Annotated in this window: 25 protein-coding genes; 5 read left to right on the top strand and 20 right to left on the bottom strand. The window is 41.5% G+C overall.

Annotated elements, in window-relative coordinates:
* Nucleotides 1-573: 573 nt before the first annotated feature.
* The 7 genes from BMZ06_RS01180 to BMZ06_RS01150 all read right to left on the bottom strand — a co-directional run bounded on the left by BMZ06_RS01180 (nt 574) and on the right by BMZ06_RS01150 (nt 7,566).
* Entirely contained in the window at nt 574-726 is a 153-nt protein-coding gene (locus BMZ06_RS01180) for a small acid-soluble spore protein P (protein ID WP_089749302.1), read from the bottom strand.
* Nucleotides 727-753: 27 nt separating this feature from the next.
* On the bottom strand, nt 754-882 hold the full coding sequence (locus BMZ06_RS01175) for a YpzI family protein (RefSeq protein WP_089749300.1): 129 nt from the start codon (nt 880-882) through the stop codon (nt 754-756).
* Between the two features lie 81 nt (nt 883-963).
* Nucleotides 964-2,208 carry a DNA polymerase IV gene (locus BMZ06_RS01170; RefSeq protein ID WP_089749298.1) on the bottom strand — a complete coding sequence of 415 codons (1,245 nt, stop codon included), beginning with the start codon at nt 2,206-2,208 and terminating at the stop codon, nt 964-966.
* A 123-nt stretch (nt 2,209-2,331) separates the two neighbouring features.
* The gene (locus tag BMZ06_RS01165) at nt 2,332-3,459 is read right to left on the bottom strand and encodes a M20/M25/M40 family metallo-hydrolase (RefSeq protein WP_089749296.1); all 1,128 of its coding nucleotides are present in this window, start codon (nt 3,457-3,459) and stop codon (nt 2,332-2,334) included.
* Between the two features lie 69 nt (nt 3,460-3,528).
* Nucleotides 3,529-5,022 (bottom strand): acyl-CoA carboxylase subunit beta, encoded by a 1,494-nt coding sequence (locus BMZ06_RS01160; protein ID WP_245755922.1) that lies wholly within the window; start codon nt 5,020-5,022, stop codon nt 3,529-3,531.
* 60 nt (nt 5,023-5,082) lie between these two features.
* A complete protein-coding gene (gene mce / locus BMZ06_RS01155) occupies nt 5,083-5,895 on the bottom strand; it encodes a methylmalonyl-CoA epimerase (protein ID WP_089749438.1) in 813 nt (270 codons plus the stop codon).
* Between the two features lie 15 nt (nt 5,896-5,910).
* Nucleotides 5,911-7,566, bottom strand: coding sequence for an acyl-CoA mutase large subunit family protein (locus BMZ06_RS01150; protein WP_089749292.1), 1,656 nt, complete (start codon nt 7,564-7,566; stop codon nt 5,911-5,913).
* A 178-nt stretch (nt 7,567-7,744) separates the two neighbouring features.
* Between BMZ06_RS01150 and prli42 the strand changes: the two genes are divergently transcribed.
* Nucleotides 7,745-7,885, top strand: a complete 141-nt coding sequence (gene prli42 / locus BMZ06_RS01145; protein ID WP_014643681.1) for a stressosome-associated protein Prli42 — start codon at nt 7,745-7,747, stop codon at nt 7,883-7,885.
* A gap of 59 nt (nt 7,886-7,944) precedes the next feature.
* Here prli42 and BMZ06_RS01140 read toward each other — a convergent pair whose 3' ends face one another.
* The 11 genes from BMZ06_RS01140 to BMZ06_RS01080 all read right to left on the bottom strand — a co-directional run bounded on the left by BMZ06_RS01140 (nt 7,945) and on the right by BMZ06_RS01080 (nt 21,011).
* Nucleotides 7,945-8,466: a L,D-transpeptidase gene (locus BMZ06_RS01140; protein ID WP_089749290.1), complete on the bottom strand. Its 522-nt coding sequence runs from the start codon at nt 8,464-8,466 to the stop codon at nt 7,945-7,947.
* Nucleotides 8,467-8,522: 56 nt separating this feature from the next.
* Nucleotides 8,523-9,461 carry an aromatic acid exporter family protein gene (locus BMZ06_RS01135; RefSeq protein ID WP_089749288.1) on the bottom strand — a complete coding sequence of 313 codons (939 nt, stop codon included), beginning with the start codon at nt 9,459-9,461 and terminating at the stop codon, nt 8,523-8,525.
* 888 nt (nt 9,462-10,349) lie between these two features.
* Nucleotides 10,350-10,781: a BrxA/BrxB family bacilliredoxin gene (locus BMZ06_RS01120; protein WP_089749282.1), complete on the bottom strand. Its 432-nt coding sequence runs from the start codon at nt 10,779-10,781 to the stop codon at nt 10,350-10,352.
* Between the two features lie 148 nt (nt 10,782-10,929).
* Entirely contained in the window at nt 10,930-12,249 is a 1,320-nt protein-coding gene (locus BMZ06_RS01115; RefSeq protein ID WP_089749280.1) for a dihydrolipoamide acetyltransferase family protein, read from the bottom strand.
* A 16-nt stretch (nt 12,250-12,265) separates the two neighbouring features.
* Nucleotides 12,266-13,249 carry an alpha-ketoacid dehydrogenase subunit beta gene (locus BMZ06_RS01110; RefSeq protein WP_089749279.1) on the bottom strand — a complete coding sequence of 328 codons (984 nt, stop codon included), beginning with the start codon at nt 13,247-13,249 and terminating at the stop codon, nt 12,266-12,268.
* A gap of 16 nt (nt 13,250-13,265) precedes the next feature.
* Nucleotides 13,266-14,258, bottom strand: coding sequence for a thiamine pyrophosphate-dependent dehydrogenase E1 component subunit alpha (locus BMZ06_RS01105; RefSeq protein WP_089749278.1), 993 nt, complete (start codon nt 14,256-14,258; stop codon nt 13,266-13,268).
* Nucleotides 14,259-14,277: 19 nt separating this feature from the next.
* Nucleotides 14,278-15,699 (bottom strand): dihydrolipoyl dehydrogenase, encoded by a 1,422-nt coding sequence (lpdA, locus tag BMZ06_RS01100; protein WP_089749276.1) that lies wholly within the window; start codon nt 15,697-15,699, stop codon nt 14,278-14,280.
* Nucleotides 15,700-15,713: 14 nt separating this feature from the next.
* Nucleotides 15,714-16,799 (bottom strand): butyrate kinase, encoded by a 1,086-nt coding sequence (buk, locus tag BMZ06_RS01095; RefSeq protein WP_089749274.1) that lies wholly within the window; start codon nt 16,797-16,799, stop codon nt 15,714-15,716.
* A gap of 24 nt (nt 16,800-16,823) precedes the next feature.
* Nucleotides 16,824-17,918 (bottom strand): branched-chain amino acid dehydrogenase, encoded by a 1,095-nt coding sequence (bcd, locus tag BMZ06_RS01090; RefSeq protein WP_089749272.1) that lies wholly within the window; start codon nt 17,916-17,918, stop codon nt 16,824-16,826.
* 12 nt (nt 17,919-17,930) lie between these two features.
* Nucleotides 17,931-18,833, bottom strand: coding sequence for a phosphate butyryltransferase (yqiS, locus tag BMZ06_RS01085; protein ID WP_089749270.1), 903 nt, complete (start codon nt 18,831-18,833; stop codon nt 17,931-17,933).
* 105 nt (nt 18,834-18,938) lie between these two features.
* Nucleotides 18,939-21,011: a sigma 54-interacting transcriptional regulator gene (locus tag BMZ06_RS01080; RefSeq protein WP_089749436.1), complete on the bottom strand. Its 2,073-nt coding sequence runs from the start codon at nt 21,009-21,011 to the stop codon at nt 18,939-18,941.
* Between the two features lie 136 nt (nt 21,012-21,147).
* On the opposite strand from BMZ06_RS01080, the gene BMZ06_RS01075 reads away from it, so the two are divergent.
* From BMZ06_RS01075 to BMZ06_RS01065, 3 genes are read left to right on the top strand one after another with little or no spacing between them, the layout of a single operon-like run.
* Nucleotides 21,148-21,393, top strand: a complete 246-nt coding sequence (locus BMZ06_RS01075) for a DUF2627 domain-containing protein (RefSeq protein ID WP_089749268.1) — start codon at nt 21,148-21,150, stop codon at nt 21,391-21,393.
* A gap of 14 nt (nt 21,394-21,407) precedes the next feature.
* Nucleotides 21,408-23,315 (top strand): DUF294 nucleotidyltransferase-like domain-containing protein, encoded by a 1,908-nt coding sequence (locus tag BMZ06_RS01070; protein ID WP_089749266.1) that lies wholly within the window; start codon nt 21,408-21,410, stop codon nt 23,313-23,315.
* A complete protein-coding gene (locus BMZ06_RS01065; RefSeq protein ID WP_089749264.1) occupies nt 23,315-24,040 on the top strand; it encodes a 3'-5' exonuclease in 726 nt (241 codons plus the stop codon). The genes BMZ06_RS01070 and BMZ06_RS01065 overlap by 1 nt, the downstream gene beginning before the upstream one ends.
* Before the next feature lie 39 nt (nt 24,041-24,079).
* Here BMZ06_RS01065 and BMZ06_RS01060 read toward each other — a convergent pair whose 3' ends face one another.
* On the bottom strand, nt 24,080-25,429 hold the full coding sequence (locus tag BMZ06_RS01060; protein WP_089749262.1) for an aspartate kinase: 1,350 nt from the start codon (nt 25,427-25,429) through the stop codon (nt 24,080-24,082).
* A gap of 196 nt (nt 25,430-25,625) precedes the next feature.
* On the opposite strand from BMZ06_RS01060, the gene BMZ06_RS01055 reads away from it, so the two are divergent.
* The gene (locus BMZ06_RS01055; RefSeq protein ID WP_139205782.1) at nt 25,626-25,901 is read left to right on the top strand and encodes a hypothetical protein; all 276 of its coding nucleotides are present in this window, start codon (nt 25,626-25,628) and stop codon (nt 25,899-25,901) included.
* Between the two features lie 154 nt (nt 25,902-26,055).
* On the opposite strand, the gene spo0A is transcribed toward BMZ06_RS01055, so the two are convergent.
* The gene (gene spo0A, locus BMZ06_RS01050) at nt 26,056-26,835 is read right to left on the bottom strand and encodes a sporulation transcription factor Spo0A (RefSeq protein ID WP_089749258.1); all 780 of its coding nucleotides are present in this window, start codon (nt 26,833-26,835) and stop codon (nt 26,056-26,058) included.
* Nucleotides 26,836-26,924: the final 89 nt, after the last annotated feature.

The following is a 26,924-nucleotide window of genomic DNA, read 5'->3' as shown; positions in this document are numbered from 1 at the left end:
CCCTTCTAAGTAAAGTCAAATTGCGAAATCACATTTACTTTGCAATTTGAAAATAGTATATGTCATACTACTGTTCTCATACGAGAAATTACTTGACGAAGCAACCCTATTAAGGCTATTTATAACTTATTAAAGATAAGCTCCCGTTTTTTAAGACTCAGTTTCGAGACATTTCGCCTTCCGGCCCTGCACGACGCAGGGTCGTTCGACGTTGCCATACGATGTGGCGTTCTTAGTCGAACCTCTTCTGAGGTGAGCTTCCTCGGGCTTAACAGCCCTGCGGGATCTGAGACCCCATAGGGAGTGACAGAGACCAAGGCTCATGGTAAAAGGAGGATCGACTAAAGTCGCCATGTCCTGTGGCACTTCGATCGACCCTACGTCATGTAAGGCCGCAGGAAAGTGAGTTTTTTCCGTAGCCGCTCTCCTCATTTTTTGGCAACGGGCCAGAGTTATCTCGAAATCGAGTCTTCAACTAACCGTATTAACATAATAATGTTATTATGAAATACTTGCATGAATGTTTAATGAACCCAATATAAAAGGCAGCTGAGCTGCCTTTAATACTATATATTACATATCATGGGAGGTTTTCTGATTTTGACGGGAATGGTTTTGGTTTTTAACTTTATGAGATCCCTCTATAGGAGTGCCATAAGGCTGATCGGGTCCTGTGGGCAAATTAGGTCTGTCTTGCTGTTTAGGTCCTTTTTTTCTTGGTGACATCGCTTTACCCTCCTAATCAAATTAAAGTTATTTTCGTTTTCTTGCTTCTTCTGGCCCTTCCATAGAAGTAGCCCCAGGATAGCTTAATTGCTGATCTCGGTCAGATTCTACTCTTCTTGAATTTTTTAATTTCTTCTCTTGTCGATCTTTACCCATATAAATATCCTCCCTTCACTCTTAGTATGAGAAAAGAGACAGGAGTCATACTCTCCTGTCTCTTTGTAATTATTGTGAGGTTTATTTTTTAAAATCATCCAGGAAGTCCTTTTGAAAGCTGGTGGTAACCGTGTTGTTCTGAGGAGCTGACAACGGCTGAAATGGGTTGCTTCCATACTTTTCAGTTAGATCATCTATGGCCTTATATAACTTCTCTTTGCTTGCATATTGTTCATAATTAAATAAATCGAGCTGCTGGGTAATTTCAGATTTTTCAGCTAGATCTTGAGCTGTTATTCCAAGCAGGCGTATTGGTTCCTGATTCCAATGTTCATCAAAGAGCTGTAAAGAAACTTGGAACAAATCTTCGGCTGATTGTATGAACTCCTTTAATTGCCGGCTTCTTGTAACGGTTTTTCTGTCATGATAACGAATCATAAGTTGTACATTCTGTGCGAGCACTTTTTTATTTTTCATGCGTGCTTCCACTTTATGTGTTAACTTTCGCAGCACACTGCGCACTTCCTGATCATCTGTAGTATCTTCGGGTAAAGTAGTAGAAGTACCGATACTTTTAAATTCATGAACTGCATCAGGATCAACAGGGCGTTGATCATCGCCATTTGCACGATTTTGCAGACGCTCCCCATTAATACCGAGCAGGCGCTTTAATTCAAGGACAGGATGTACGGCTAGATCTCCAATTGTTTCTACTTTAATTCTTCGCAGCTTTTCTGCAGTTTTGTCGCCCACTCCATACATTTCTTCGATAGGTAATGGCCATAGCTTATTCTGAAGATCTCTTTTTCTTAGTATCGTAATTCCCATCGGTTTTTTCATATCAGAAGCCATTTTTGCCAAGAACTTATTCGGTGCTATTCCTATACTGCATGGAAGATCGAGTTCATCTGCAATTCGCTGCTGAATCCGCTCAGCAATTTCAGGTGGGGAACCTTGCGAAGCACAATTCGTAATGTCCATGTATCCTTCGTCAATGGAAACAGGCTGAACGAGTGAGGTTACATCTGCCAATATCTTAAACATTTCTTTAGAAGCGGTACGATATCTTTCGAAGTTAGGTCTCATAACCATTAATTCAGGGCACAAACGTCTAGCCTCTCCAACTGGCATTGTTGTTTTCACCCCAAATTTTCTTGCCTCATAGCTGCTTGTAACCACAATTCCTCGCCGTTCTTCAGGGTTTCCAGCAATCGCAAGCGGCTTTCCTTTCAATTTGGGATCGAATGCCATTTCGACCGAAGCATAAAAGCTGTTCATATCCACATGAAATATAACTCGTCCATTCTTAGGATACCATTTAGACACATTAATCCTTCCTTTTTTCGAACTCTTGTTCTTCTATTGTAACATATTTGAAAAGAAGGTCTGAATACAATCAAGTGAACACAAAAAATCCCGGAATTTATCTCCGGGATTTTTAATATCCTATTATTGTTCTGCGGCCTCTTGAATGATTGCTGTTACAAATTCAGCTATTTTTTCCAGTTCAGCAACCGGTATGCGTTCATTCTTGGTATGGATCTCTTCATAGCCTACTGATAAATTAACAGTTGGTACGCCGTAGCCAGCTATAATATTGGCGTCACTGCCGCCTCCACTTGTCAGAAGCTGGCTTTCCCGACCAATTTTTGAAGCAGCTGCGCGGGCAATTTCTACTACCTGATCGCCTTCCTTCTGCTTGAAGCCTGGATACATGATTTCAATATCCAAATCGACTTCTCCTCCCATTTCTTCTGCTGTTTCATGAAAGGCTTGCTTCATTTTCTCCACTTGTTCCTGCATCTTTTCAGGCACTAAAGAGCGGGCTTCCGCTAATATTTCTACGTGGTCGCACACAATGTTCGTCTTCTGCCCGCCTTCAAAGCGACCAATATTGGCTGTAGTCTCCTCATCAATACGACCAAGAGGCATCCTGGCAATTGCTTTTGAGGCGAGAGTAATAGCAGAAATTCCTTTTTCAGGAGCAACGCCTGCATGGGCCGTCTTCCCTTTAACTACTGCGTTTATTTTTGCCTGTGTAGGAGCGGCAACGATGATATTTCCTACTGCCCCATCACTATCGATGGCATAACCATATTTAGCTTTTAAAAGTGAACTGTCCAGTGCTTTCGCTCCTACAAGTCCGCTTTCCTCTCCAACGGTGATAATAAACTGTAAGTCTCCATGGTCTACCTTTTGCTCTTGAAGGGAACGAATTGCTTCAAGTATCGCTGCTACCCCGGCTTTATCATCTGCTCCGAGGATCGTTGTTCCATCACTTACAACGTAGCCGTCTTTCACGGAAGGATTCACTCCATTGCCTGGAACCACAGTATCCATGTGAGAAGTGAAATATATAGGGGCTGCCTCTTTTTTAGAACCTTTTAAGTTGCAGATTAAATTGTTTGCTCCGTGACCGGTAATAGATTTTGCATCATCTTCCAAAACCTCAAGTCCAAGGTCCTTAAATTTTTTTTTGAGAACTTCAGAAATCTCAGCTTCAGCTCCCGTTTCAGAGTCCACCTGGACTAATTCTAAGAATTCTTCAAGCACACGTTCTTTATTAATTGTAACCATTTCATTGTCCTCCTTCGTATGTAAACCATATCCTCTTAGTACGTTAGCTGAACTAAGAGGTGGTGTCAATTAAAGAGGGATGTTTCCATGTTTTTTATAAGGACGGTCTTCATGCTTATTTTTTAACATATCCAGCGCCTTAATTAATGTAATCCTCGTTTCCCTCGGATCAATCACATCATCAACCATGCCGAGTCCTGCTGCTACATAAGGATTAGCAAACCTCTCCCGATATTCATCGATCTTGCTCTTTCGTGTCTCTTCAGGGTTTTCACTTTCCTTAATATCCTTTGCAAAAATAATATTCGCTGCGCCTTCAGGTCCCATGACCGCTATCTCGGCATTCGGCCATGCATAAACAAGATCTGCACCAATGGACTTACTGTTTAATGCAACATATGCACCACCATAGGCTTTTCGTGTAATTACCGTCAGCTTTGGAACGGTTGCTTCGGAATATGCATACAAAATCTTCGCTCCGTGCCTTATAATGCCGCCGTGTTCTTGTTTAATTCCCGGGAAAAAGCCCGTCACATCTTCAAAAGTAATCAAGGGAATATTAAAAGCATCACAAAAACGAATAAAACGGGAAGCTTTATCGCTGGAATCAATATCAAGACCGCCCGCCATGTATTTAGGCTGGTTACATACGAGTCCTACTGTTTTTCCATTTAACCGAGCGAAGCCTACCACTATATTTTTCGCAAAATCTTTATGGATTTCAAAGAAAGACCCTTTATCCACTACTTCATCGATTATGATCCTTACGTCATAAGGACGCAGCGGATCAAAAGGAATCTTATCCGTTAGATCAGGAAGATAATTATCATCTTCCATGACTTCTGATTCTGGAGGTCTTTCCCTATTATTCTGAGGCAGATAGCTGACTAAATCTTTAACTGCATCAAGCGCAGCAGCTTCATCTTCCGTTTTTAAATGAGCGTTGCCACTCAATGTATTATGAACCTTAGCCCCGCCAAGATCCTCCGAGGATATTTGTTCACCTGTAACCGTTTCGATTACTTTTGGGCCGGTTATGAACATTTGTGAGGTTTTTTCCACCATAATAACAAAGTCGGTAATCGCAGGTGAGTAAACAGCTCCTCCAGCACAAGGACCCATAATAACAGAAATTTGGGGAATAACTCCTGAATAAATAGAGTTGCGGTAAAAAACCTGACCATACCCATCCAGAGAGGATACTCCTTCTTGAATTCTTGCCCCTCCTGAATCATTTAAACCAATGAAAGGAGTTCCGTTTTTAACGGCTAGATCCATTACGGCTGCTATTTTCTTTGCGTGCATCTCACCAAGCGCGCCGCCATATACAGTAAAATCCTGGGCAAATAAATAAATATCCCGTCCGTCGATTTTTCCAAAACCCGTAACTACCCCTTCGCCAGGAGCTGTTTTTCCATCCATGCCGAAAGCATCGTGACGGTGTTCGATAAATGGATTCAATTCAATAAATGAATCTTCATCTACAAGGTAATCGATCCGCTCTCTGGCTGTCCACTTTCCTTTGTCATGTTGCTTATCTATTCTGTCATCCCCGCCCCCCATTTGGACCTGACGGCGTTTATCGTATAGTTCATTGATTTTATCAAAAATATCCACAGCTGATCACTCCTCCAACTTTGGTTGACATAGCTCATAAAGAACGCCGCTGGCGGCTTTTGGATGTAGAAAAGCAATTTGGCTTTCATGAGCTCCTAATTTTGGTTCTTCATGAATCAAAGGGATACCCTGCTGCTTATATTGTTCCAGACGAGTATGAATATCATTGACTTCCAAAGCAATGTGATGTATTCCTTCACCTCTTTTGGTCAAAAACGATTGTATAGCTGACTGGTCACTAAGAGGCTCAAGTAATTCAATTCTGGTTTCACCGATGTTTAAAAAGGCGACTCTTACTTGCTCGGAATCTACTTCTTCAACAGATTCAAGCTCAAGACCGAGAGTATGCTGATAAAATGGAAGCGTCATGTCAATACTTTCTACGGCTATTCCGATATGAGCAATCTTATTTGGTGTCTGTACTGTTTCTTTATGAATCAATTGCTTAATATACACGGCAATAGCATCGGTAGGAGAGCCACTGGTAAATATCTTGGCCACCCCTTTAGATTCGAGATACGGAATATCCTCAGCAGGAATAACCCCGCCTCCTATGACAGGGATGTCAGCTGCTTCCTGCTCTTTTAATGCCTCAACTACCTTAGGAAATAAAGACTTATGAGCTCCTGACAGGGAAGATAGACCAATAACATCCACATCTTCTTGTATAGCAGCTCTTGCAATTTGTACTGCAGACTGCCGTAGACCTGTATAAATAACTTCCATTCCGTGATCTCTTAACGCCTGGGCAATAATTAATGCACCCCGGTCATGGCCATCGAGACCAGGTTTTGCTATCAAAACTCGTATTGGCTTCATCACCATCATCCTTTCCTACATCCCTGTGTATTCACCAAATTCATCACGCATTACGTTTGCGATTTCCCCAACTGTCGCATAAGCTTTAACCGCTTCGACAATAAAAGGCATAACATTTTCATTTGAGCGGGCTGCGTTGCGCAGCTCTTCCAAGCAGGTTTCCACATGAGAATCATCCCTCGTATTTCTAACGTGCTGGGTTTTATCAATTTGCGCTTTTTCAAGAGCTTCATCTACCCTCAATAAATCCTGATGAATTTCTTCATCTAATTGATATTCATTGAGCCCTACTACAATATCTTCATTGGCCTCCAGTCTTTTTTGAGCATCATAAGCAGCTTTATGAATTTCACGCTGCATATAACCTTCCTCGACAGCCTGAACAGCTCCACCCAATTTCTTTATACGTTCAATGTATTCGTTAGCTTCATTTTCAATTTGATCTGTAAGTGCTTCGACGTAATAAGAGCCTCCAAGAGGGTCGATCGTATCAGCAACCCCGCTCTCATTTGCTATAATCTGCTGGGTTCTTAATGCAATCCTTGCTGAATCTTCTGTGGGAAGCGCAAGAGCTTCATCTCTTGAGTTAGTATGCAAACTCTGGGTTCCTCCCATAACAGCAGCAAGCGCTTGCAAAGTAACACGAACAATATTATTATCCGGCTGTTGGGCAGTCAGAGTACTTCCGCCTGTCTGCGTATGGAACCGAAGCTTCCAGCTTTTAGGGTTCTCCGCCCCGTAATGCTCTTTCATAATCTTGGCCCACATTCTTCGCGCTGCCCTGAATTTAGCTGCTTCTTCAAAAAATTGATTATGAGCGTTGAAGAAGAACGCCAGCCTCGGTGCAAACTGATCCACTTCCAGGCCTGCTTCAATAGCCGCATCTACATAAGCCATTCCATTAGCAAGTGTAAAGGCCACCTCCTGGACTGCTGTAGAACCCGCTTCCCGTATGTGATACCCTGAAATACTTATGGTATTAAACTTAGGCAAATGGGTTTCACAATAAGCAAAAATGTCAGTGATTAATCTCATCGAAGGTTTTGGCGGATAAATATACGTTCCTCTTGCGATATATTCTTTTAGAATGTCATTTTGAATAGTACCAGTAAGCTTCTCCGGTTTTACCCCCTGTTTTTCCCCTACGGCAATGTACATGGCAAGCAAAATAGAAGCTGGTGCATTAATCGTCATCGATGTGCTGACTTGATCCAGTGGAATCTCATGGAAGAGTTGTTCCATATCATGAAGAGAATCAATGGCTACACCTACTTTGCCTACTTCTCCCTCTGCCATTGGATCATCAGAGTCATACCCTATTTGTGTAGGAAGATCAAAAGCAACTGACAAACCCGTCTGTCCCTGCTTCAGTAAGTATCGGAAACGCTCATTTGTTTCTTCGGCTGAACCAAACCCTGCATATTGACGCATGGTCCAGTAACGGCTTCGGTACATCGTAGGCTGAATTCCCCTTGTATAAGGGTACTGACCGGGAAAGCCAATTTCCTCTATGTATTGCTCCTCACTTTGAGCCGGTTCATATAAACGGTTGATCGGTAATTCAGAACTTGTTATAAATGACGATTTACGTTCCGGGAATCGTGCCGTTGTTTTTTCGACATCTTTTTCCCAGGCTTGTTTAGAATGGTCATAGTTGGATGAACGGGTCATATTAAAATGCCTCCTCTTATCAGTAAGTCCCTCTCTAGCATACCAGAAATGAAGCGCTTACCTACCTAAAAATTAGTAAAATTCTCATTTATATTGTAATTGATTTCCTGCCCTTGTCCAAATGAATGTTTTTCGATAGAATGTTTGATAGGATGGAGCAAGAAGGAGGTTAAAAACCTTGGCAGCAAACAACAAGCAGCATCAACCAACGAAAAAGAAGAAATCCAAGCGAGAAAAGCGTACGAAAGCCGTAATCTATTTGATGATCCTTTCTATGGTTCTGTCGACTCTCTTAGCTGGTGCTTCATTTTTCTTATAACGTTTACAGAAAACTATAAAAAAACTGCCGGAAGCCTAGTCAGGCTTCCGGCAGTTTTTTTATGTGGCAGGGTTAAGCAGCCTGTTCAATCCATCTCTTATCCAAGAGTCATAAATGCTTTTCATTTCGTTATTGCTTTTAACAATGACCACTTCGGATTCTAAGGAGATTATGTCAAACAGTTTTTCTACATCTTTATTTTGAAGTCGGATGCAGCCAGCCGATACTGACTTACCTATTGATTCAGGCCGGTTGGTACCATGTATTCCATATATTCTTCCATCGGTACCACGAGCATCAAATCCAATCCAACGGGTCCCCAGAGGGTTTTCGAGAGTTCCACCGGGAATATTCTTTTTCCGGTAGTAAGGTTCTTTAGCTTTAACTTTGACATGAAATTGACCTTCCGGGGTTAATTCGGAAGTTTTGCCTATGGCGGCCGAGGCATTAAACACCTCATTCCCTTCCTCAAAGACAGAAAGTTCATGTGTTGCTTTATTAACTATGATCACCGGTTCTTCATTGACTTGCGGCGGGAGCAATGGGAGGAACATCATCATGACTACTATCGTCAAATGCATAAGTCTCATCCTCTTTTAGTTCAAGTTTTCCCCTGCTAATGAGCGTTATACATATACTAAAAAGAGCTCTTAAAAATTAAATATTGTTCAATTTCATGTAATAGGTGAAAGAGACTAGCACGAGCTTCAAATTCTTCTCTCGTTTCGGGAAGCTCGTCCTCTCGGAATTCTTCTTTCATATCGTTTAACTGATGCAGAAATAGTACAGCTGTATTTCCAGGATGGACAGCCTCGGATAGTTCATCAAAGAAATCGGCAATTCTACCACCGTGTTTGGACGGAGGCGTAATACGACTAACCAGGGGCAGCATTCGCTGTAATAAATCGAATTGCTTTGTCCTCATGTGAAAATAATGATAATGCCGATTATGAATCCGCAAAAGATGATTTTCTACATCTCGAAAAGCGAGTGAAGTAGCTTTTTCCAGGATCTCCTCCGTTTCAGCCATTTCTTTTCCTGTCCAGGAATCCCTGCCTTCTCTTAAGTAAGTAGCAATTTCTTTAAGGATAACCCGGAAATTTTCTTCCACTCTCTTTTGGTAATCCTCTAGTTTATTCTCTAAACTTGGCATATATAAATTTAATAGTAGAGCTGTACCAATACCTACAGTAATTAAAACGATTTCGTTCCAAATAATACTCCATCCGATATCACCGGAGATATACAAGTGGAGAATGATAACCGAACTGGTGACGATTCCCTGTGTTAACTTTAACCGTACAGTCACGGGAATAAATGCAAAAAGCATCAAACCAATAGCAATTGGGTTAAAACCAACGAGAAGCTCAAAGAAAATATAGGAAAATCCCATGGCTATCAAGCAGGCAGAAAAGCGATACCAGGAAGTTAGAAAAGATCGCTTTCGGGTGATTTGAATACAAAGAATGGTTAATATTCCCGCTGAAACAAAGTTCTCGAGCTGTAGCAGCTGTGCAATCCAAATGGCGATTGGCGTGCCAAGAGCTGTTTTTATCGTACGATAGCCGACCTTCAAATCTTCTTTTCACCTCGTTACTCATAATTTTTGATTTTTTTATAAAAAGCTTATTACGTTATAGATCCGTTATCGGTAAGACTCAGTTCCGAGATAACTCGGTTCGATTGATAAAAATAGATAAGGCCTGATTTGGAAACAACTCGCTTTCCTGTGGGGAACGGCGATTCTCCTTGGTCGCTATAACTCGCTGCGAAGTCTCCTAGTTCCTTCTCCCACGGGGCTCTCGTCGTTTCCTTTGCCACCTCAGCGATACCTGATAAACGGACCATTCTATAGGCGGCGGGGGACTTCTTAATCTGCATTAAAAGCTTCTATAGCGGAATTTACCCACGTGGACACGCTAGAAATTCACCGTTATTAAAGGTTCCCCTCCACCATAAACCAGGGCGTATCACACATCCACATATCGCAAGGTCCCGAGGGGAACGATGTAGACTCATAGCTTAAAAGCAGAAGCACCTTGGTCAGCGATGTATGGACTGGACGTTCAAATGTGAAGGTGCCTTGCTCGGCCTCGACAAGCTTAAGAACACCCATAAAAGGAAGTACCCTTCTCCCTATCGTGGTTAGACTTAAGAGCTCGAGAGCTAGCAACTGAAACCAACCTGATGCTGGCCGAGACAAAGGAACCACGAAGAGCGGAGAGATTCTATGCCTTATCGCACAGAAGTGAGGGAAGTCTCACTAGACGTTAGGTGCTTGAGCCGGAATGCTCTCCCTGTATTCCCTGATTTATGCTTAGTACTTATAGAAGCGTAAGAGCGGGATAAACATGATAATGAGACCTCTGGAGACCTCATCTCGAGGAAGCTTCAACACGGAGGTTTAAAATCCTTATATCAAAAAAAGGACCTTTGTAAGTACAAAGATCCCTTAAACGTATGATTATACTTCTTCACAATACTCATCAAAGCTGCGCTGAAGCTTACCGATGACTTCCATTGGCTCAAAACCTTCGATATCATGACGTTCGACCATTGTCTGGATTTTTCCATCTTTTAATAGTGCAAACGAAGGTGAGGATGGAGGATAACCTTCAAAATATTCTCTTGCACGGTTGGTAGCTTCCCGGTCCTGACCTGCAAATACAGTAACCAGCTGGTCCGGTCGTTTATCATAGTGAATGGCATGAGCTGCTGCCGGACGAGCAATACCTCCAGCACAACCACAAACAGAATTAATCATAACTAGTGTTGTGCCTTCTTTATTTAAAGCCTCATCAACTTCTTCAGGGGTTGTTAATTCGCTGTAACCCGCTTGTTTGATCTCATCGCGCGCTTGAGTTACAACGTCGTTCATGAAAATATTAAAATCCATGTAGCATGGCTCCTTTATTAAGTACTAGAGTCATTTTACCAAGATATTCATCGTCTTTCAATCCAATTGAGCTAACCCGACCAAAGGTTGTGCGGATATACGATGAAAGCTGCTCCCAGATAAACACTTAGGAACAGCTTTCTTATTATTAATAGACCGAAGTATTATCTTCAGACATTTTTTCTAGAATCTCCTTAACACGTGCCAGGAAATTACCTGCAACCAGCCCGTCCAATACCCTGTGGTCTAAGGAGAGACAGAGATTTACCATATCACGAGCCCCGAACATGCCATTCTGATATACAGGTCTTTTCACGATGGATTCCACCTGAAGAATAGCTGACTGCGGATGGTTAATAACCCCCATAGATTGTACAGAACCAAAGGACCCAGTGTTATTGACGGTAAATGTGCCACCTTCCATATCTTTAGAAGTTAACTTACCATCTCTTGCTTTACCAGCTAGATCAGTAATATCTTTGGCAATTCCTTTAATGCTCTTTTCATCAGCATCACGGATAACGGGTACAAATAGTTGATCTTCTTTAGCCACAGCAATATTTAAGTTAATGGCTTTTCGCTGGATGATCTTGTCTCCGCCCCAGGTGCTGTTTAACTGCGGGTATTCTTTTAAAGCTTGTGCTACAGCTTTTACAAAGAAAGCAAAATAGGTTAAGCTAAATCCTTCTTTTTCTTTAAATTGTTTTTTCTTTGCATTCCTAAATTCCACCAGATTAGTAACATCTACTTCTACCATCATCCACGCATGTGGAATTTCAGTTTTAGATTTCACCATGTTGGCAGCAATCGCTTTACGAACACCGTTCACAGGGATTTCAATATCCCCTTCACCTGCTTGAACATTGGAAGCGGCAGCAGCTGATGCTTGTTTTTCAGAAGAAGCAGCGGCGGGTTGAGCGGAAGGCTGTGCATTTTCCTCCGAATCTTTCTCGGCTTGTGGAATCTCTCCACTTTCAATAATTTTCTCAATGTCTTTACGCGTAATCCGCCCTCCGCGGCCTGACCCTTCAATTTGATTTAAATCAATTTCATGGTCTTGAGCAAGGGTCATTACTGCAGGAGAGTAGCGCTTTTTATTTCCTTTATCCTGTTTAGTCTGCGCGGATTTTTGAGAAGTAGTCGTTTTCTTCTCTTCAGGTTTCTTTTCTTGCTGGACCGGCGTTTCTTCTACTTTAGATTTCTCCGGCTTGTCTTCAGAAGTTGAGCCTTCTACCTCTATATGACACATTAAATCACCAACGGCCAGGGTCTCCCCTTCTTCCGCTACAAGTTCTTTTATTACGCCTGTGAAGGAAGATGGTACTTCTGCGTTCACTTTATCAGTCATAACTTCAGCTATTGGGTCATATTTATTTACTTGATCACCAGGCTCAACCAGCCATGTACTGATCGTACCTTCTGTGACACTTTCCCCAAGCTGAGGCATATTGATTTTTTCTACGCCCACACGAACTCCTCCTTAATTAAAATTCAGCGAGATCTCGCATTGCTTTTTCTACTTTATCTGGATTCATCATGAAAAACTTTTCCATTGTCGGTGCATAAGGCATGGACGGAACGTCTGGACCAGCAAGACGCTGGACAGGGGCATCGAGATCAAACAAGCAATTTTCACTGATGATCGCTGATACTTCGGATATAATTCCGCCTTCTTTGTTATCCTCTGTAACTAAAAGAACCTTTCCTGTTTTGGATGCGGCTTCAATAATACCTTGCTGATCCAATGGATAGACGGTTCTTAAATCAAGGATATGAGCGTCAATTCCTTCTTCAGCTAACTTTTCAGCCGCCTGCAGCGCAAAGTGCACGCACAAACCGTAAGTAATTACGGTAATATCTGATCCTTCTCTTTTAACATCAGCTTTTCCAATAGGTAGCGTATAATCCTCTTCAGGAACTTCTCCTTTAATCAGACGGTAAGCTCGTTTGTGTTCAAAGAATAAAACAGGGTCATTATCACGGATGGAAGCTTTCAACAGCCCTTTCACATCATATGGAGTTGATGGCATTACAATTTTTAACCCTGGCTGATTTGCAAAGACAGCTTCCACAGATTGAGAATGATAGAGAGCCCCATGAACACCGCCTCCGTAAGGAGCACGAATAGTCATCGGCACACTCCAATCGTTATTAGAACGATAGCGCGTTTTAGCAGCTTCGGAAATAATCTGGTTCACTGCAGGCATTATGAAGTCTGCGAACTGCATTTCTGCTACCGGTCTCATGCCATACATAGCCGCACCAATTCCAACTCCCGCGATTGCAGATTCAGCAAGCGGTGTATCAAGAACGCGATCTTCTCCAAACTCATCATAGAGCCCGTCTGTAGCACGGAAGACCCCGCCTCGCTTACCGACGTCCTCTCCAAGCACAAAAACCTTATCATCTCGCTTCATTTCTTCTCTTAAAGCCTGCGTTACTGCCTGAATATAAGATATAACTGCCATTTTTTATTCCCCCTCCTTACTCTTCATAGACATACTTCATTGCCGATTCCGCTTCAGCATATGAGGCATTTTCAGCATAATCAGTTGCGTCATTGACGATTTGATTAATCTCTTCATTCATTTCGGTTTCTATCTCTTCCGTCAGTATGTTTTGTTCACGTAAGTAATTCGCAAAAGTAACTATAGAATCTTTCTTTTTAGCTTCATCTACTTCTTCCCGCTCCCTGTATGTGCGATCATCGTCATCACTTGAGTGAGGGGTCAGACGATAGGATACTGTTTCAATCAAAGTAGGGCCTTCGCCGTTTCTGCAACGGTCTGCCGCGGCTTTAACCGCTTCATAAACGGCTAGTGGATCGTTTCCATCCACAGTAAAACCAGGCATGCCATATCCAATGGCACGGTCAGAAACCTTTTCACAGGCAAGCTGTTTTGAGACAGGTACAGAGATGGCATATTTATTATTTTCTACCATAAATATAACTGGAAGTTTATGAACGCCTGCAAAATTTGCTCCTTCATGAAAATCACCCTGATTCGAGGAACCTTCTCCGAAAGTGACAAGTGATACAAAATCTTTCTTTTCCATCTTTCCAGCTAGAGCTATACCTACTGCATGGGGTACTTGAGTCGTTACTGGAGATGAACCTGTTACAATTCTGTTTTTCTTCTGTCCGAAGTGACCTGGCATTTGACGTCCACCTGAGTTAGGGTCCTCAGCTTTAGCAAAACCAGAAAGCATCAAATCCTGAGGCGTCATTCCAAAGGAAAGGACAACTCCCATATCCCGGTAGTAAGGCAAAGCGTAGTCTTTGGTTCGATCAAGAGCGTAGGAAGCTCCTACTTGAGCAGCTTCCTGGCCCTGACATGAAATAACAAATGGAATTTTACCTGCACGGTTCAATAGCCACATTCTTTCGTCAATCTTTCTTGCCATTAGCATGGTTCGGAACAAATCTAAAACTTCTTCGTCACTAAGTCCTAATGATTTATGGCGGTTTTCAGCCATATTTACCCCTCCTTTTTTTCTATCCGTGGATTTGATTACCATCTACTGCCATAGCTGCTTCTCCAATTGCTTCTGCGAGCGTCGGGTGCGGGTGAATACTCTCAGCAATTTCCCATGGAGTGGCATCCAGTACTTTCGCAAGACCTGCTTCAGAAATCATATCCGTTACGTGCGGTCCTACCATATGAACTCCTAAAAGATCGTCCGTATCTTTATCAGCGATAATTTTCACGAAACCGTCGGTCTCTCCGAAAACAAGAGCTTTTCCAATAGCCTGAAATGGAAATTTGCCAGTTTTTATATTATAATTCTCATCTTTAGCCTGCTGTTCCGTCAAACCTACACTCGCTACTTCAGGATTTGAATAAATGCAAGTAGGCACTTGATTATAGTTCATTGAGTGAGGGTTTTGGTTAGCCATATGTTCAACTGCTGTAATCCCTTCATGAGAAGCAACATGAGCCAGCTGCATACCGCCGATTACATCTCCAATCGCATAAATATGACTTTCTTTCGTCTGGTAATAAGAATTGGTCTGAATCACGCCCTCTTCAACAACAATATCTGTATTTTCCAGACCAATATTTTTAACGTTGGCCGAGCGTCCTACCGAAACAAGCATTCTTTCAGCTTCATAAGTAATTGCTTCGCCGTCTACTTCTGCCTGGATGGAAATACCTTCCTCTTTATTAAGAGTATCCGGCATTACTTTGGCACTTGTTACAATATTAATTCCTTTATTCTTCATTTGTTTTTGCATTTCTTTGACGACATCCTGATCCTCTGTGGGTAAGATCTGAGGCATATATTCAAGTACAGTGACTTTGACTCCAAAATCTGAAAGCATGGAGGCCCACTCGATTCCTATGACTCCTCCGCCAACAATTACAATAGAAGATGGCAATTCTTCCATATAAAGTGCTTCATCTGAAGTCATTACCTGCTTTCCGTCCACTTCCAACCCTGGTAGAGACTTAGGACTTGAACCAGTTGCTATTAATACATTTTTAGGTATTAACATTTCGTTTTCTTCCCCATTATTCATTTCCACAGATATTGTGCCAGCTGTCGGAGAGAAAATGGAAGGGCCAAGAATTCTTCCAAATCCTTCAAAAATATCAATTTTCCCTTTCTTCATTAAACCTTGCACACCATTATGTAGGGTGTCTACAATTGATTGTTTACGCTCTTGAACCTTAGTGAAATTAAGTGTCGGCTCTTGAACTGTCACGCCAAAATCTCCAGCTTCCTTTGTCTGACGGAAAACCTCTGCACTTCTAAGTAAGGCTTTGGATGGAATGCACCCCCGGTGAAGGCAAGTCCCTCCAAGCTCACGTTTTTCAACAATTGCTACTTTAAGCCCAAGTTTCGAAGCACGGATAGCTGCGACGTATCCGCCTGTTCCGCCTCCAAGAACGACTAAATCATATTCTTCAGCCATGTGGACTCTCCTTCCTATTCTATAAAATTAGGATACTGCTTTGGAACTTCTTCATGATTCAGTATTCGTAAAGTACCTTCGTTTAAAGCCTCTAATTCATTCTCACCTGGATAGACAAGTACATCAGCAATCCAGTGGATTCGTTTTGATATTTCTTCCACAAAAGTTTTGCCATAGGCAAGCCCTCCGGTGAGCGCGATCGCATCTACTTTCCCTTCAAGTGCCGCACTCATACTGCCTATTTCTTTGGCGATCTGGTAAGCCATGGCTTCATAAACCAGTTTCGCTTTGCGATCACCGTGCTGGACCATCTTTTCTACTTCTCTAGCATCGTTTGTATCTAAGTAGGCCATTAACCCACCTTGTCCCACCAATTTTTTCATGACTTCATCTCTGTAGTATTGCCCTGAAAAACAGAGAGATACAAGATCCCCTGCAGGAACGGTTCCAGCCCTCTCCGGCGAAAAAGGCCCATCTCCATGCAAACCATTGTTAACGTCAATAACACGGCCGTTGGCATGGGCGCCAACAGTAATGCCGCCTCCCATATGAGTGACGATTAAGCGGACATCTTTATAGGGAGTTTCCAAATCTCTTGCAGCACGCCTGGCCACTGCTTTCTGGTTCAAAGCGTGAAAAATGCTTTTACGAGGAATTTCAGGGACCCCGGAAACACGGGCTATATCCTGAAGCTCATCCACTACAACAGGATCAACAATGTATGCACCAATATTTAATCCTTTCGCTATTTCATTAGCTATAATTCCGCCCAGATTAGAGGCGTGTTCACCATTGTAGCCGTTTTTCAAGTCTTCAAGCATAGCATCATTGACTTCGTACGTTCCTCCTTCAATAGGACGAAGCAGACCGCCTCTTCCACACACAGCACTCAACTTGCTGATATTAATTCCTTCTTGATCCAGTTCATTGAGAATGACCTGTTTCCTGAATTCGTACTGGTCAATAATTTTATTAAATTGATTGATTTCTTCCGGCTGATGCCTGATTGTCTTTTCAAAAATAGCATCTTCATCGTCAAAGACTCCGATCTTTGTTGATGTAGAGCCAGGATTAATTACTAATATGCGATGATTTTGCAATGTCTTCGACCTCCGTACCCGTACTTATTTCCTGCTTAAAATGTGGTGGCCGTTTTGAAGAAACTGGCTCCGAGAGCGACGAAGACGTTCAATGCGTTCCTCTGCCATGCGGTCGGCTGCTTTATAAGTAGGTATATTATCACGACGGGAGATTTCAAATACACGTGAGACATTGTCATAAATAGTTTCTACCCTCTTCATAGCTCGCTCTTTATTGTAACCGTGGAGTTCATCAGCTACGTTAATCACTCCGCCTGCATTGATAACGTAATCCGGGGTATACACTACACCTTTCTCGTGGAGAAGGTCACCATGGGTAGTATCTTTTAACTGATTATTAGCTGCTCCCGCAATGACTTTCGCTTTTAACTGAGGGATGGTTTCGTCATTAATGGTTGCGCCTAAAGCACAAGGAGCATATATATCACAGTCTACGCTATATATATCTTCAGTCTCTACTGCTTCAGCCCCGAATTCATCTACAGCACGTTGAACAGCTTCTTTGTTAATATCGGTGACAATCAAATGCGCTCCTTCTTCATGCAAGTGGCGGCAAAGGGTGAAAGCGACGTTCCCTACCCCTTGTACAGCTACCGTTTTCCCTTCTAGAGAATCGCTGCCAAAGCCTTCTTTTGCAGCTGCTTTCATCCCTCTATAAACACCATAAGCTGTCACTGGAGATGGGTTTCCTGAGGAGCCAAATGCTGGAGATATTCCTGTTACGTAATCAGTTTCTTCATGAATTAAATCCATATCCTGAACGGTTGTCCCTACGTCTTCAGCCGTAATGTACCGCCCATTTAAACCTTGAATAAAGCGGCCGAAGGCCCGGAACATTTCTTCGTTTTTCTCTGTCTTGGGGTCTCCTATGATTACCGTTTTTCCTCCACCAAGATTCAATCCAGCAGCTGCATTTTTATAAGTCATCCCTTTAGCTAAACGGAGAGCATCCTCAATTGCATCTTCTTCAGAGGCATAGGTCCACATGCGCGTTCCGCCAAGTGCCGGCCCTAAAGTAGTATCATGGATGGCAATAATAGCTTTCAAACCAGATTGTTCATCCTGACAAAATAATAGTTGTTCGTAATCGTATTCTTTCATGTATTTAAAAATTTGCATTTTCAATTCCTCCTATTGTTTGCTAGCCTGTAATGCGAGTGCTAGTGAATAAACCTTACTTTCTGCTGAATCAGCTCGTGAAGTTAATACAATGGGTGCTTTTGCTCCACTTATTACAGCAGCGACTTTGGCACCAGCGAAATACATAAACGACTTGTATAAGGCATTGGCCACTTCTATAGTTGGCACCATTAGAATATCCGCTTGTCCCGCCACTTCTGACTGTACCCCTTTATGTTCAGCCGCTCGCTTATCAACTGCATTATCAAAAGCAAGCGGTCCATCCACGAGACAATCACTAATCTGTCCCCGCCGGTTCATTTGAGTTAATATTGCAGCGTCCTCAGTAGCTGGCATAGCCGGATTAACTACTTCTACAGCAGCAAGTACAGCAACCTTCGGTAAGTTCCAACCTGCTAAACTCGCTACTTCTACGGCATTATTTATGATCTGAACCTTCTCTTCCAGAGTTGGGGCAATGTTCATAGCCGCATCAGTTAAGAATATTAATTTGTCTTGCCCTGGTACTTCAAAGAGGGCAACATGGGATAAGACCCCGCCAGCTCTAAGGCCGTATTCTTTATCTAATACCGCTTTAAGCAGTGTTTTAGTGTCAACATTTCCTTTCATTACAACGTGAGCTTCTTGATTATGAACGGCCTTTACGGCTTCATGTGCAGCCTTTTCACGTGTGCAATCCAGAAGGGTTATCCCTTCATCTTTCAAATCTATATTCATCTTTTCTGCAAGTTCCGTAATAGCTAGTTTATCACCAGTAAGAAGAAACCTGCCAATTCCCAGTTCTCGTGTTTTCTTAACCGCTCTCAAGACTTCTTCATCTTCGGCCTGCGCTACTGCAACGGTTTTCAATTCCGCACGATTAACCTGGCTCACCATTTGATCTAAGGTTTTCATTCTGTCACCTCTTCTTATAAATAATGCAAGATTCGTGCCAACTCAATGCACACGGCATCCGCCTGTTGCGAAACTCACTACCGTGCAAATTGTTGCAATTCATGATCATTTTTGCATGCTATGTTTATCTAAATTATATTTATCCAATTTATAATAAAAGTTTCGAATGGATATGCCAAGGGCTTTAGCGGTCTGCGTCTTATTGAAATCATGGGCCCGGAAAGCGTCGGCTAAGAGTCTTTTTTCATATTCATCAACAGCTTGCTGCAATGTCTCTCCAAGCCATTGATTTCCTGGTATATTCGCACCCGGAGTTGTTGAAATTTCTTTCGTAAGGTTCGGTATATGCTTAGGAAGTATGACCTCTTCTAAATGATCCATATAAATCATGGCACGCCCAATGATATTTTCAAGCTCCCTTACATTCCCAGGCCAATGGTAGGCCGTTAATTTCTGGAAAGCTTGCTCATCTATAGAAGTAACATGCCGGCCATAATCTTCATTCAGTTTTTGAATTAGGTGCTCAGCCAGTAGTTTTAAATCTTCTATCCTTTCTCTTAAAGGAGGTATATAAATCGGAAGACGGTTTAAGCGGTAATAAAGATCTTCACGAAAAGATTTATTCATAATCGCTTTTTCCAAATTCATATTCGTAGCAGCAATCACGCGTACATCTATGTGTACAGGCTTAGTGCCCCCTACTCTTAGAATTTCTTTCTCTTGTAGAACCCGAAGCAGCTTTGCCTGCATTGGAAGGGTTAATTCACCGATTTCATCTAAAAAAATGCTGCCAGAGTTGGCTTCTTCAAACAGCCCTCTCTTCCCGCCGCGCTTAGCACCGGAAAAAGCTCCATCTTCATAACCAAACAGTTCACTCTCTAATAAGCTTTCAGCTATAGAAGCGCAATTTACACGGATAAACTTATTATGGCGCCGCTCACTCTCATTATGAATGGCATGGGCAAAAAGTTCTTTACCAGTCCCAGATTCCCCTCTAAGCAAAACGGTGGCCGGAGTCCTGGCTCCTACTTTTGCTTGTTCCAAAGCAAGCGTCATCTCTGAAGAATTACCAATAATGTCATCAAAAGTGTACTTTGCTTCAAGACTCCGAATAATCTGACGCGCTCTTCTAAGTTCGCTGGTTAAAGACTTGATTTCTGTCACATCATGTAGAACTCCGACACTGCCTTTTAATTTTCCATCTACGATGACTGGGGCTACGTTTACTAATACATCCTTTTTGTGAGGACCCACTTTCATCCTCACTCCCCGAACTGGACGCCGGGTTTTCAGGACCTTCATATGCATACTTTCCCCTTCATATATGTCCACTGTGGCAGGCTTACCTACAATTTCATCTTCTGATAACCCTGTAATTCTAGAATAAGCAGGATTAACCATTAAACCGCTTCCATTTTCATCCACGACCGATATAGCTTCATCAGAAGATTGAATGATAGCTTCAAGCATAGTTTTTACTTCTTTTAAATCGGTAATTTCTTCTGCCAGATCTACTACTTCTGTAATGTCCTGAAAAACGGCATACGCACCTATAACTTTACCGTCAGTGCCTATCATTGGAATCCTTGTCGTAATAACTTTTTTCCCATTTTCAAGGCTCAGTTTCTGGTTCACTTCTTTTTCCCTGGATTTCAATAGCTGGGGAAGCCTTGAATCCGGAATTACTCCCTGGACGGACCTGCCAATAATCGATTTTTTACCCATTCCTAAGATCTGTTCCGCACTTCGGTTTACAAAAGAGACTTTGGCATCAGGCGTAATTACGATCATACCATCGTGAATGCTGTTTAATATAAGATGCTGATTCTCAGTCTGGCGTTTCAATTCCTGGACAAGTGCTTCTTTTTCTTCGAGAAGCTCCGAAGTAATATAAGCTACGGATCCTGGAATAACGACCGTTTTCTTATTTCTACGGGCTCTAATCTCTTCAAAAACCCCGTCGTCTCCTGTAGCTTCAATTACTATATCTATATCTTTATGTATAAACTCCTGCCAGTGAGCACCTGTTGGTATGTTAAGGGCCTCTGCTAACTCAAGCCCTGAAGCATTCTTGTTAATATCTGTAACCGCTACAATTCTCATTCTATCTGTTTCATTTAGCAGTTTTAACAGGGCTGTTCCACCTTTGCCTGCTCCGACAATCAATACACGTTTCATCATCATCACACCCTGCAATAATTTGCGCATCTTCATCCTACCTTATTATGCACTTTTTAGCAAGTGGGATTGTATTCCCACATCATTCTGCATTTGATATACTAGATAATGATTGTTAGAAAAGGAGATACTAATTATGCGCATAATTGCTTTATTGTTATTAGCTACTCCCGGAATCATTGCGGTTTATGGCATAAAATTAATGCGTGATGCATTATTCGGTGAATTTCACCCTATATTTTTTCACATAGCTTTACAAGGAGCTGCCGGCTTGCTTTTTTTCTTGGGAGGACTTGCTTTTATTGGTGGATTCATTCTTCACCGTGACAGGAAAAGAAACCTGACTAGAGGACGCTTTGACCAAAATCGTAGTTCGAAATGAAGGAGTTTTGCTCTGTGACAGAGTTTGAGTTATTTAAGAATCAATACCCTTTTGATTTGCTAGCAGAAGAGGAATTCGAAGAGGTGTTCGGAAGTGCGGTAGTGAAAGAGTACAGCACGAATGAATTTATTATTCATGAAGACCAATCAGATAATACGATTGACATCCATTTCCTCACCTCCGGTCTCGCGAATAATATTATGCATCGTTCAAATGGAAAGCAATTATCTGTCCGCTTTTATTATCCCGGAGATTTAATAGGGGTCATGATTCTCTTAACCAGCGGTGAAATGAGATTTTCTGTACAGGCACTGGAACCTGTGAAAACCCTCTGTTTTGAGCGAGAATCCTTTTTGAAAGTGATGTCTAATAATACACAATTTTCAAAAGTCGTCATGGATGGAATCAGTAATTTAATGAAGAGTCTCTATGATGAAGTTAAATACAAGAGTTCCACAACGGATGATCAGGATGACCGCGATCTCTATAAAAAGCGTGCAGACGCCTATATGGAGCCACCAACATTTATACACCCTGAATCTTCCATTGAAAAGGCCGCGCGAATGTTACAACAACAAAAAATAGAAGCTTTAATTGTAAGTGATGATCAAAAAACGATGCTAGGTATGATAGGGTATGGAGAAATTCTTCGCGCCTATTTCGAAAACGACCACAATAATCCTGTGAAGGCCTATATGACTCAGGAAGCATACGAAATCAATGAACAAGAGTTCATTTATGATGCGCTTAGTTACCTGAAACATCACCCAACTGAAATTATTCCAGTTCTTCATAAAGATAAGATCGTAGGAATCCTTCGTCAATCATCTTTCTTTACTATCAAGAACTCGGTGTATTTTGATCTTACTTATCGAATTTCGAATGCATTAACGATTCAGGAAATCATTGAACTTTCTCCAACTTATAACCAAAGATTCCAAAAATTCATCGCCAGCCTTATTGAGGATAATATGTTCGCCTATGATATCGCTGAGCTTATGACCAACTATAATGATCGTATTCATAAACAGGTTGTACAAATTGCTGAAGATGAAATGATTGCGGAAGGTCATGGCGCCCCTCCCATCAACTACTGCTTTTTGGTCATGGGAAGTGAAGGACGGAAAGAGCAGGCATTTTCCACTGATCAGGACAATGGAATGATTTTAGCTGATTATAATCATTCTAAGCATAAAACAAGAATCAAAGCTTACTTTGAGCGTTTTACTACCAAAATTAATTATATGTTAAATGAATGCGGATTCCCTTATTGTAATGGTGGAATTATGGCAAAAGAAGAAAAATGGCGTAAACAAATGACAGAATGGCATACAAGTGTAGACACTTGGATAGAAAAAATGGATGCAGAAGAAATTCGTGACTTTACAATTTTCATGGATTTCCGGCCTATATTTGGGGATTATTCGCTGGCTTACGAATTAAAGAAGTATGTTACTAGAAGAGTTCAGAAATCACTAAGCCTTCATCAGCTTTTAATGAAAGACACGCTTAGATTCCGGGTCCCTGTCCAGCCGTTTGGACGTATCTCAGGTGTAGGGAAAAAGAGGACTCTTAATTTAAAGAAGTCAGCTATTATGCAGATTGTTAATGCAGTAAGAATCTATAGCATGAAATACGGCATTGAAAATATTAATACCGTAAGCCGTCTGAACGCATTAGCTGAACATGAGCGCTTCCACCCTAGAGATGTCGAAAATGCTAAAACAGCTCTGCACCGTTTAATGCTGTTTCGTCTAAAAGAAAATCTGAAGCAGCTTGAAAATAAAGAAGTTTTGTCCAATGATCTAAAACTTACGCAAATGAACAAAGAGGAGCGTCGCTCTCTGCGGGAAGCATTGATTATTGCGAAGCGACTTCAGCAGGTACTTGAATTGAGTTACAACCGGAATAGGGTGATGTAATGCTGCCCGTGGACCTACAGATATTAAAATATATTCTTTTTGAAAAACCGATTTACTATTATAAAATTAAACCTTATTTAAAGTGGAAGAGTTATGAAAATCTTCAACATCAGCTGCAAACGTACGAACCCGATTTCGAAATTGCGAAAAAAAATCTTAATGAAGTAGATTATACTATATTCGATCTCGAGACCACTGGTTTTCTTCCTGAGATCGGTCACGAAATCATTTCTATTGGTGCTGTAAGGATTCATGGCCTTGATTCGTGTTACCGCACGAAGCTTCACCAGGTGATCCGTCCTATCAGACCTGTAAATAAGCATACTTTGAGGTTAACTGGACTCACGAAAGAACGCCTTAAAAATTCAAGTCCTTTTATAGAGGGCTTCCAAAATTTCCTGGATTTTAGTGAAGGGTCCATTTTGGTTGCACACCCTGCGAAATTTGATATGAGGTTCCTGCAGGCAATGTTAAAAAGATGGAAGCTGCCAGCTTATCATCCACAGGTTCTTGATTCCCATTTAATGGCGCAATGGTTATTCCCTGACATCAAACATCAGCTCGATCCGCTGCTCAAACACCTCGGAATCGAAAAGCGTGAGCGTCATCATGCCTTAAACGATGCCATTATGACCTCTGAATTATTCAGTCACCTTATGCGTTTAACAATGAATGAGGGAATAAATACAGCCGAAGAATTACAGAACCAATTGTACAATAAATAATAAAACGAAGCTGCTTCAAAAGCAGCTTCGTTTTATTATTTATTCAAAAAAATTCTTATAGAGAGCTTGCACAGCGGCTGTCAGCGACTCAGATTTAACACCAAACATCATGGAAACTTCGGAGGAACCCTGGTTAATCATCTCTATATTAACCCCGGCATCCTTAAATGCCGTGGCAGCCTGACTGGCTAATCCTACAGCCTGATTCATACCTTCCCCAACTATCATAATCATGGCCATATCTCTCTCAATAAGAACCATATCAACATCCAATTCGTCTTTGATCCGCTTAACCACCACTTCTTCCTTCTCTTGAGGAAGCTGGTAATCCCTGAGGATCACAGACATATCGTCTATGCCGGAAGGGGCATGCTCAAATGAAACTTCTTCATCTTCTAATATCTGGAGCAAGCGGCGTCCGAATCCAATCTCTCTATTCATAAGAAATTTACTTACATATATATTCAGGAAGCCATGATCACTTGCTATCCCAACTACATGACCTTCCCGATCCGGCTGTTCAGCTACAATCATAGTTCCTGGAGCTTCAGGATTGTTCGTATTCTTTATGCAAACTGGTATCTTTTCTCTGAATGCAGGAATGAGTGCTTCGTCATGAAATACCGAGAACCCAGCATAAGACAATTCACGCATTTCCCTATAAGTAAGGGAGGTCAACTGTTTTGGCTGGTCTACAATGTTTGGATTCACACAATAAACAGAGTCTACATCTGTAAAATTCTCATAAAGATCAGCTTTTACTCCGGCAGCTACAATGGCCCCTGTTATATCTGAGCCCCCGCGGGAAAAGGTAACAAGCTGACCATTGGGAGTAAAACCAAAAAACCCTGGAATGACCAAGATTCCATCACGTTCTCTTAATTGATAAAGCCTCTCAAAACTTTCTTCATGGACTAAAGCGCCTCCTAATTGATTTCGAACGATTATCCCTGCATCCCTGGGATTGACATAAGATGCTTTTTGGTGTCTGGACGTTAAATAGGCACTTATTACTAACGCGGAGCCATCTTCTCCACAAGATTTTAAAGCGTCCATCCCATAGGGCACACCTTCTTTGATTAAATCCATGGCTTCATCAATCTTAGATTGGACCGCCGTAAAAACTTCTTCACGCAGTCCGAGTTCGTTAACATTACTTCGAAACCGATTTAGCACTTGATCATAAACGCTTCTGTCGAAAGAAGAGCCATGTATAGAATCTCCAAGTTTAATGAGAAGATCAGTTACTTTCTCGTCTCCAGAAAATCTTTTACCTGGAGCAGAGACCACAATGACACTTCTTTCATGATCTGCTTCTATAATGTCTGTAATTTTTTTTATTTGTTCCGCATTAGATACAGAACTTCCACCAAATTTTACTACTTTCATATGTAAACACCCCATCAATCCACAAAGTTACTAATAATTAAGAATTGTATCACAAATCCGTCAAGAAAATGAACCGAAATGGTTTAAAAACATAAGTTACCATTTTATATTTTAAAATGGAAGCAAATCCCATAGAAAATGATGTATAATAAGTGCAGGTTTATATTTGTTACTTTTTGGAGAAGGAGGTCAGAATTTGATGGTATATAGAAGGGATGGTTTTGGTGGATCAAGATTTTATCCTGAAGACGGTGAAATTGAAATATTATGTACATTTGTTGAAACGGGGCACCGCTATGTAATCCTTCAATATTTAGAGCTGCCCTTCAGTTATCGACTAATAAAAAGACATGGGGTTCATTTGCTGGACGATAAAGCTCATCTCTCCTTGATCCCCTATCTAAATGCCATAGATCAAGGGGTTTACGATAATCCTATCCTTGCTCATGATATACATAAGCTTATGTCCTGAATAAAATAAATATCGATCTATTTCTAAAACCTACCTAGATGTAACGGATTAAAAATAAATAAAAAACCTTCTATTATCGGATGGGCGATATTCACCCGATAATAGAAGGTTCAAGAAGTCATAATTTAGTTTAAGACTTTATATATGTTAATCGTTACGAAGCCTTATGCTCTAAACGTAGACGATCAGCAACCATCGCAATGAATTCACTGTTTGTCGGCTTGGCCTTTGTATTCGAGATGGTGTAGCCGAATAAAGAAGATATAGCATCGATATTTCCACGATTCCACGCAACTTCAATCGCATGACGAATGGCACGCTCAACTCTTGAAGCTGTAGTATTGTATTTAGTAGCAATGTCGGGATAGAGGACTTTTGTAATGGATCCAAGGAGTTCAAGGTCACGATAAACCATCGTAATAGCTTCCCTTAAATATTGATAGCCTTTGATATGAGCTGGGACGCCAACTTCATGAATAATGTGAGTAATACTTGTATCAAGATCCGGCTTTTTAGACTTGGTTGAGGTATAACTGCTGCCAAGAGCACGGTTAATTGGATCGCCCGCATGCTTGATTTGTCTAACCTGTTCCGCAAGATGATCCAGGTCAAAAGGTTTCATCATAAAATAAGCAGCACCCAGTTCTACAGCTTTTTTAGTAACTTCTTCCTGACCAAAAGCCGTTAGCATAATGACTTCTGGCTGTTTATCTAATTCTTTCAGCTTTCCAAGTACAGCCAGTCCATCTAAGTGAGGCATAATAATATCCAGGATTAATACGTCAGGCTTCTTTTCTTCTACCATTTGCAGACAATCTTTACCATTATAGCTGGCATCGATTACATTAATATCATTTGTATCTTCAAAATATTCCTGAAGAAGTTTGACTAACTCCCTATTATCATCCGCTAAACATACTTTAATTTTATCCATTTACCTTCCTCCTTACAAAATTATCCCTCTTTTTGCTTGAATACATATATTCGACATAGAGGAAATCTATCCCTTTTCATTATAACAAA

Source organism: Halobacillus alkaliphilus (genome assembly GCF_900113125.1).
GTDB classification, from domain to species: Bacteria; Bacillota; Bacilli; order Bacillales; family Halobacillaceae; genus Halobacillus; species Halobacillus alkaliphilus.
Note: the sequence above shows the minus strand (reverse complement) of the source record. Positions and strands in the feature narration are given on the sequence as shown.

What these genes read in the sequence shown, in the direction of transcription:
- BMZ06_RS01180 (WP_089749302.1), bottom strand. Translation starts at nt 726, where the DNA reads ATGTCACCAAGAAAAAAAGGACCTAAACAGCAAGACAGACCTAATTTG.
- BMZ06_RS01175 (WP_089749300.1), bottom strand. Translation starts at nt 882, where the DNA reads ATGGGTAAAGATCGACAAGAGAAGAAATTAAAAAATTCAAGAAGAGTA.
- BMZ06_RS01165 (WP_089749296.1), bottom strand. Translation starts at nt 3,459, where the DNA reads ATGGTTACAATTAATAAAGAACGTGTGCTTGAAGAATTCTTAGAATTA.
- BMZ06_RS01160 (WP_245755922.1), bottom strand. Translation starts at nt 5,022, where the DNA reads ATGGGGGGCGGGGATGACAGAATAGATAAGCAACATGACAAAGGAAAG.
- mce (WP_089749438.1), bottom strand. Translation starts at nt 5,895, where the DNA reads ATGAAGCCAATACGAGTTTTGATAGCAAAACCTGGTCTCGATGGCCAT.
- BMZ06_RS01150 (WP_089749292.1), bottom strand. Translation starts at nt 7,566, where the DNA reads ATGACCCGTTCATCCAACTATGACCATTCTAAACAAGCCTGGGAAAAA.
- BMZ06_RS01140 (WP_089749290.1), bottom strand. Translation starts at nt 8,466, where the DNA reads ATGCATTTGACGATAGTAGTCATGATGATGTTCCTCCCATTGCTCCCG.
- BMZ06_RS01120 (WP_089749282.1), bottom strand. Translation starts at nt 10,781, where the DNA reads ATGGATTTTAATATTTTCATGAACGACGTTGTAACTCAAGCGCGCGAT.
- BMZ06_RS01110 (WP_089749279.1), bottom strand. Translation starts at nt 13,249, where the DNA reads ATGGCAGTTATATCTTATATTCAGGCAGTAACGCAGGCTTTAAGAGAA.
- BMZ06_RS01105 (WP_089749278.1), bottom strand. Translation starts at nt 14,258, where the DNA reads ATGGCTGAAAACCGCCATAAATCATTAGGACTTAGTGACGAAGAAGTT.
- lpdA (WP_089749276.1), bottom strand. Translation starts at nt 15,699, where the DNA reads ATGGCTGAAGAATATGATTTAGTCGTTCTTGGAGGCGGAACAGGCGGA.
- bcd (WP_089749272.1), bottom strand. Translation starts at nt 17,918, where the DNA reads ATGCAAATTTTTAAATACATGAAAGAATACGATTACGAACAACTATTA.
- yqiS (WP_089749270.1), bottom strand. Translation starts at nt 18,833, where the DNA reads ATGAAAACCTTAGATCAAATGGTGAGCCAGGTTAATCGTGCGGAATTG.
- BMZ06_RS01080 (WP_089749436.1), bottom strand. Translation starts at nt 21,011, where the DNA reads ATGAAACGTGTATTGATTGTCGGAGCAGGCAAAGGTGGAACAGCCCTG.
- BMZ06_RS01075 (WP_089749268.1), top strand. Translation starts at nt 21,148, where the DNA reads ATGCGCATAATTGCTTTATTGTTATTAGCTACTCCCGGAATCATTGCG.
- BMZ06_RS01065 (WP_089749264.1), top strand. Translation starts at nt 23,315, where the DNA reads ATGCTGCCCGTGGACCTACAGATATTAAAATATATTCTTTTTGAAAAA.
- BMZ06_RS01060 (WP_089749262.1), bottom strand. Translation starts at nt 25,429, where the DNA reads ATGAAAGTAGTAAAATTTGGTGGAAGTTCTGTATCTAATGCGGAACAA.
- spo0A (WP_089749258.1), bottom strand. Translation starts at nt 26,835, where the DNA reads ATGGATAAAATTAAAGTATGTTTAGCGGATGATAATAGGGAGTTAGTC.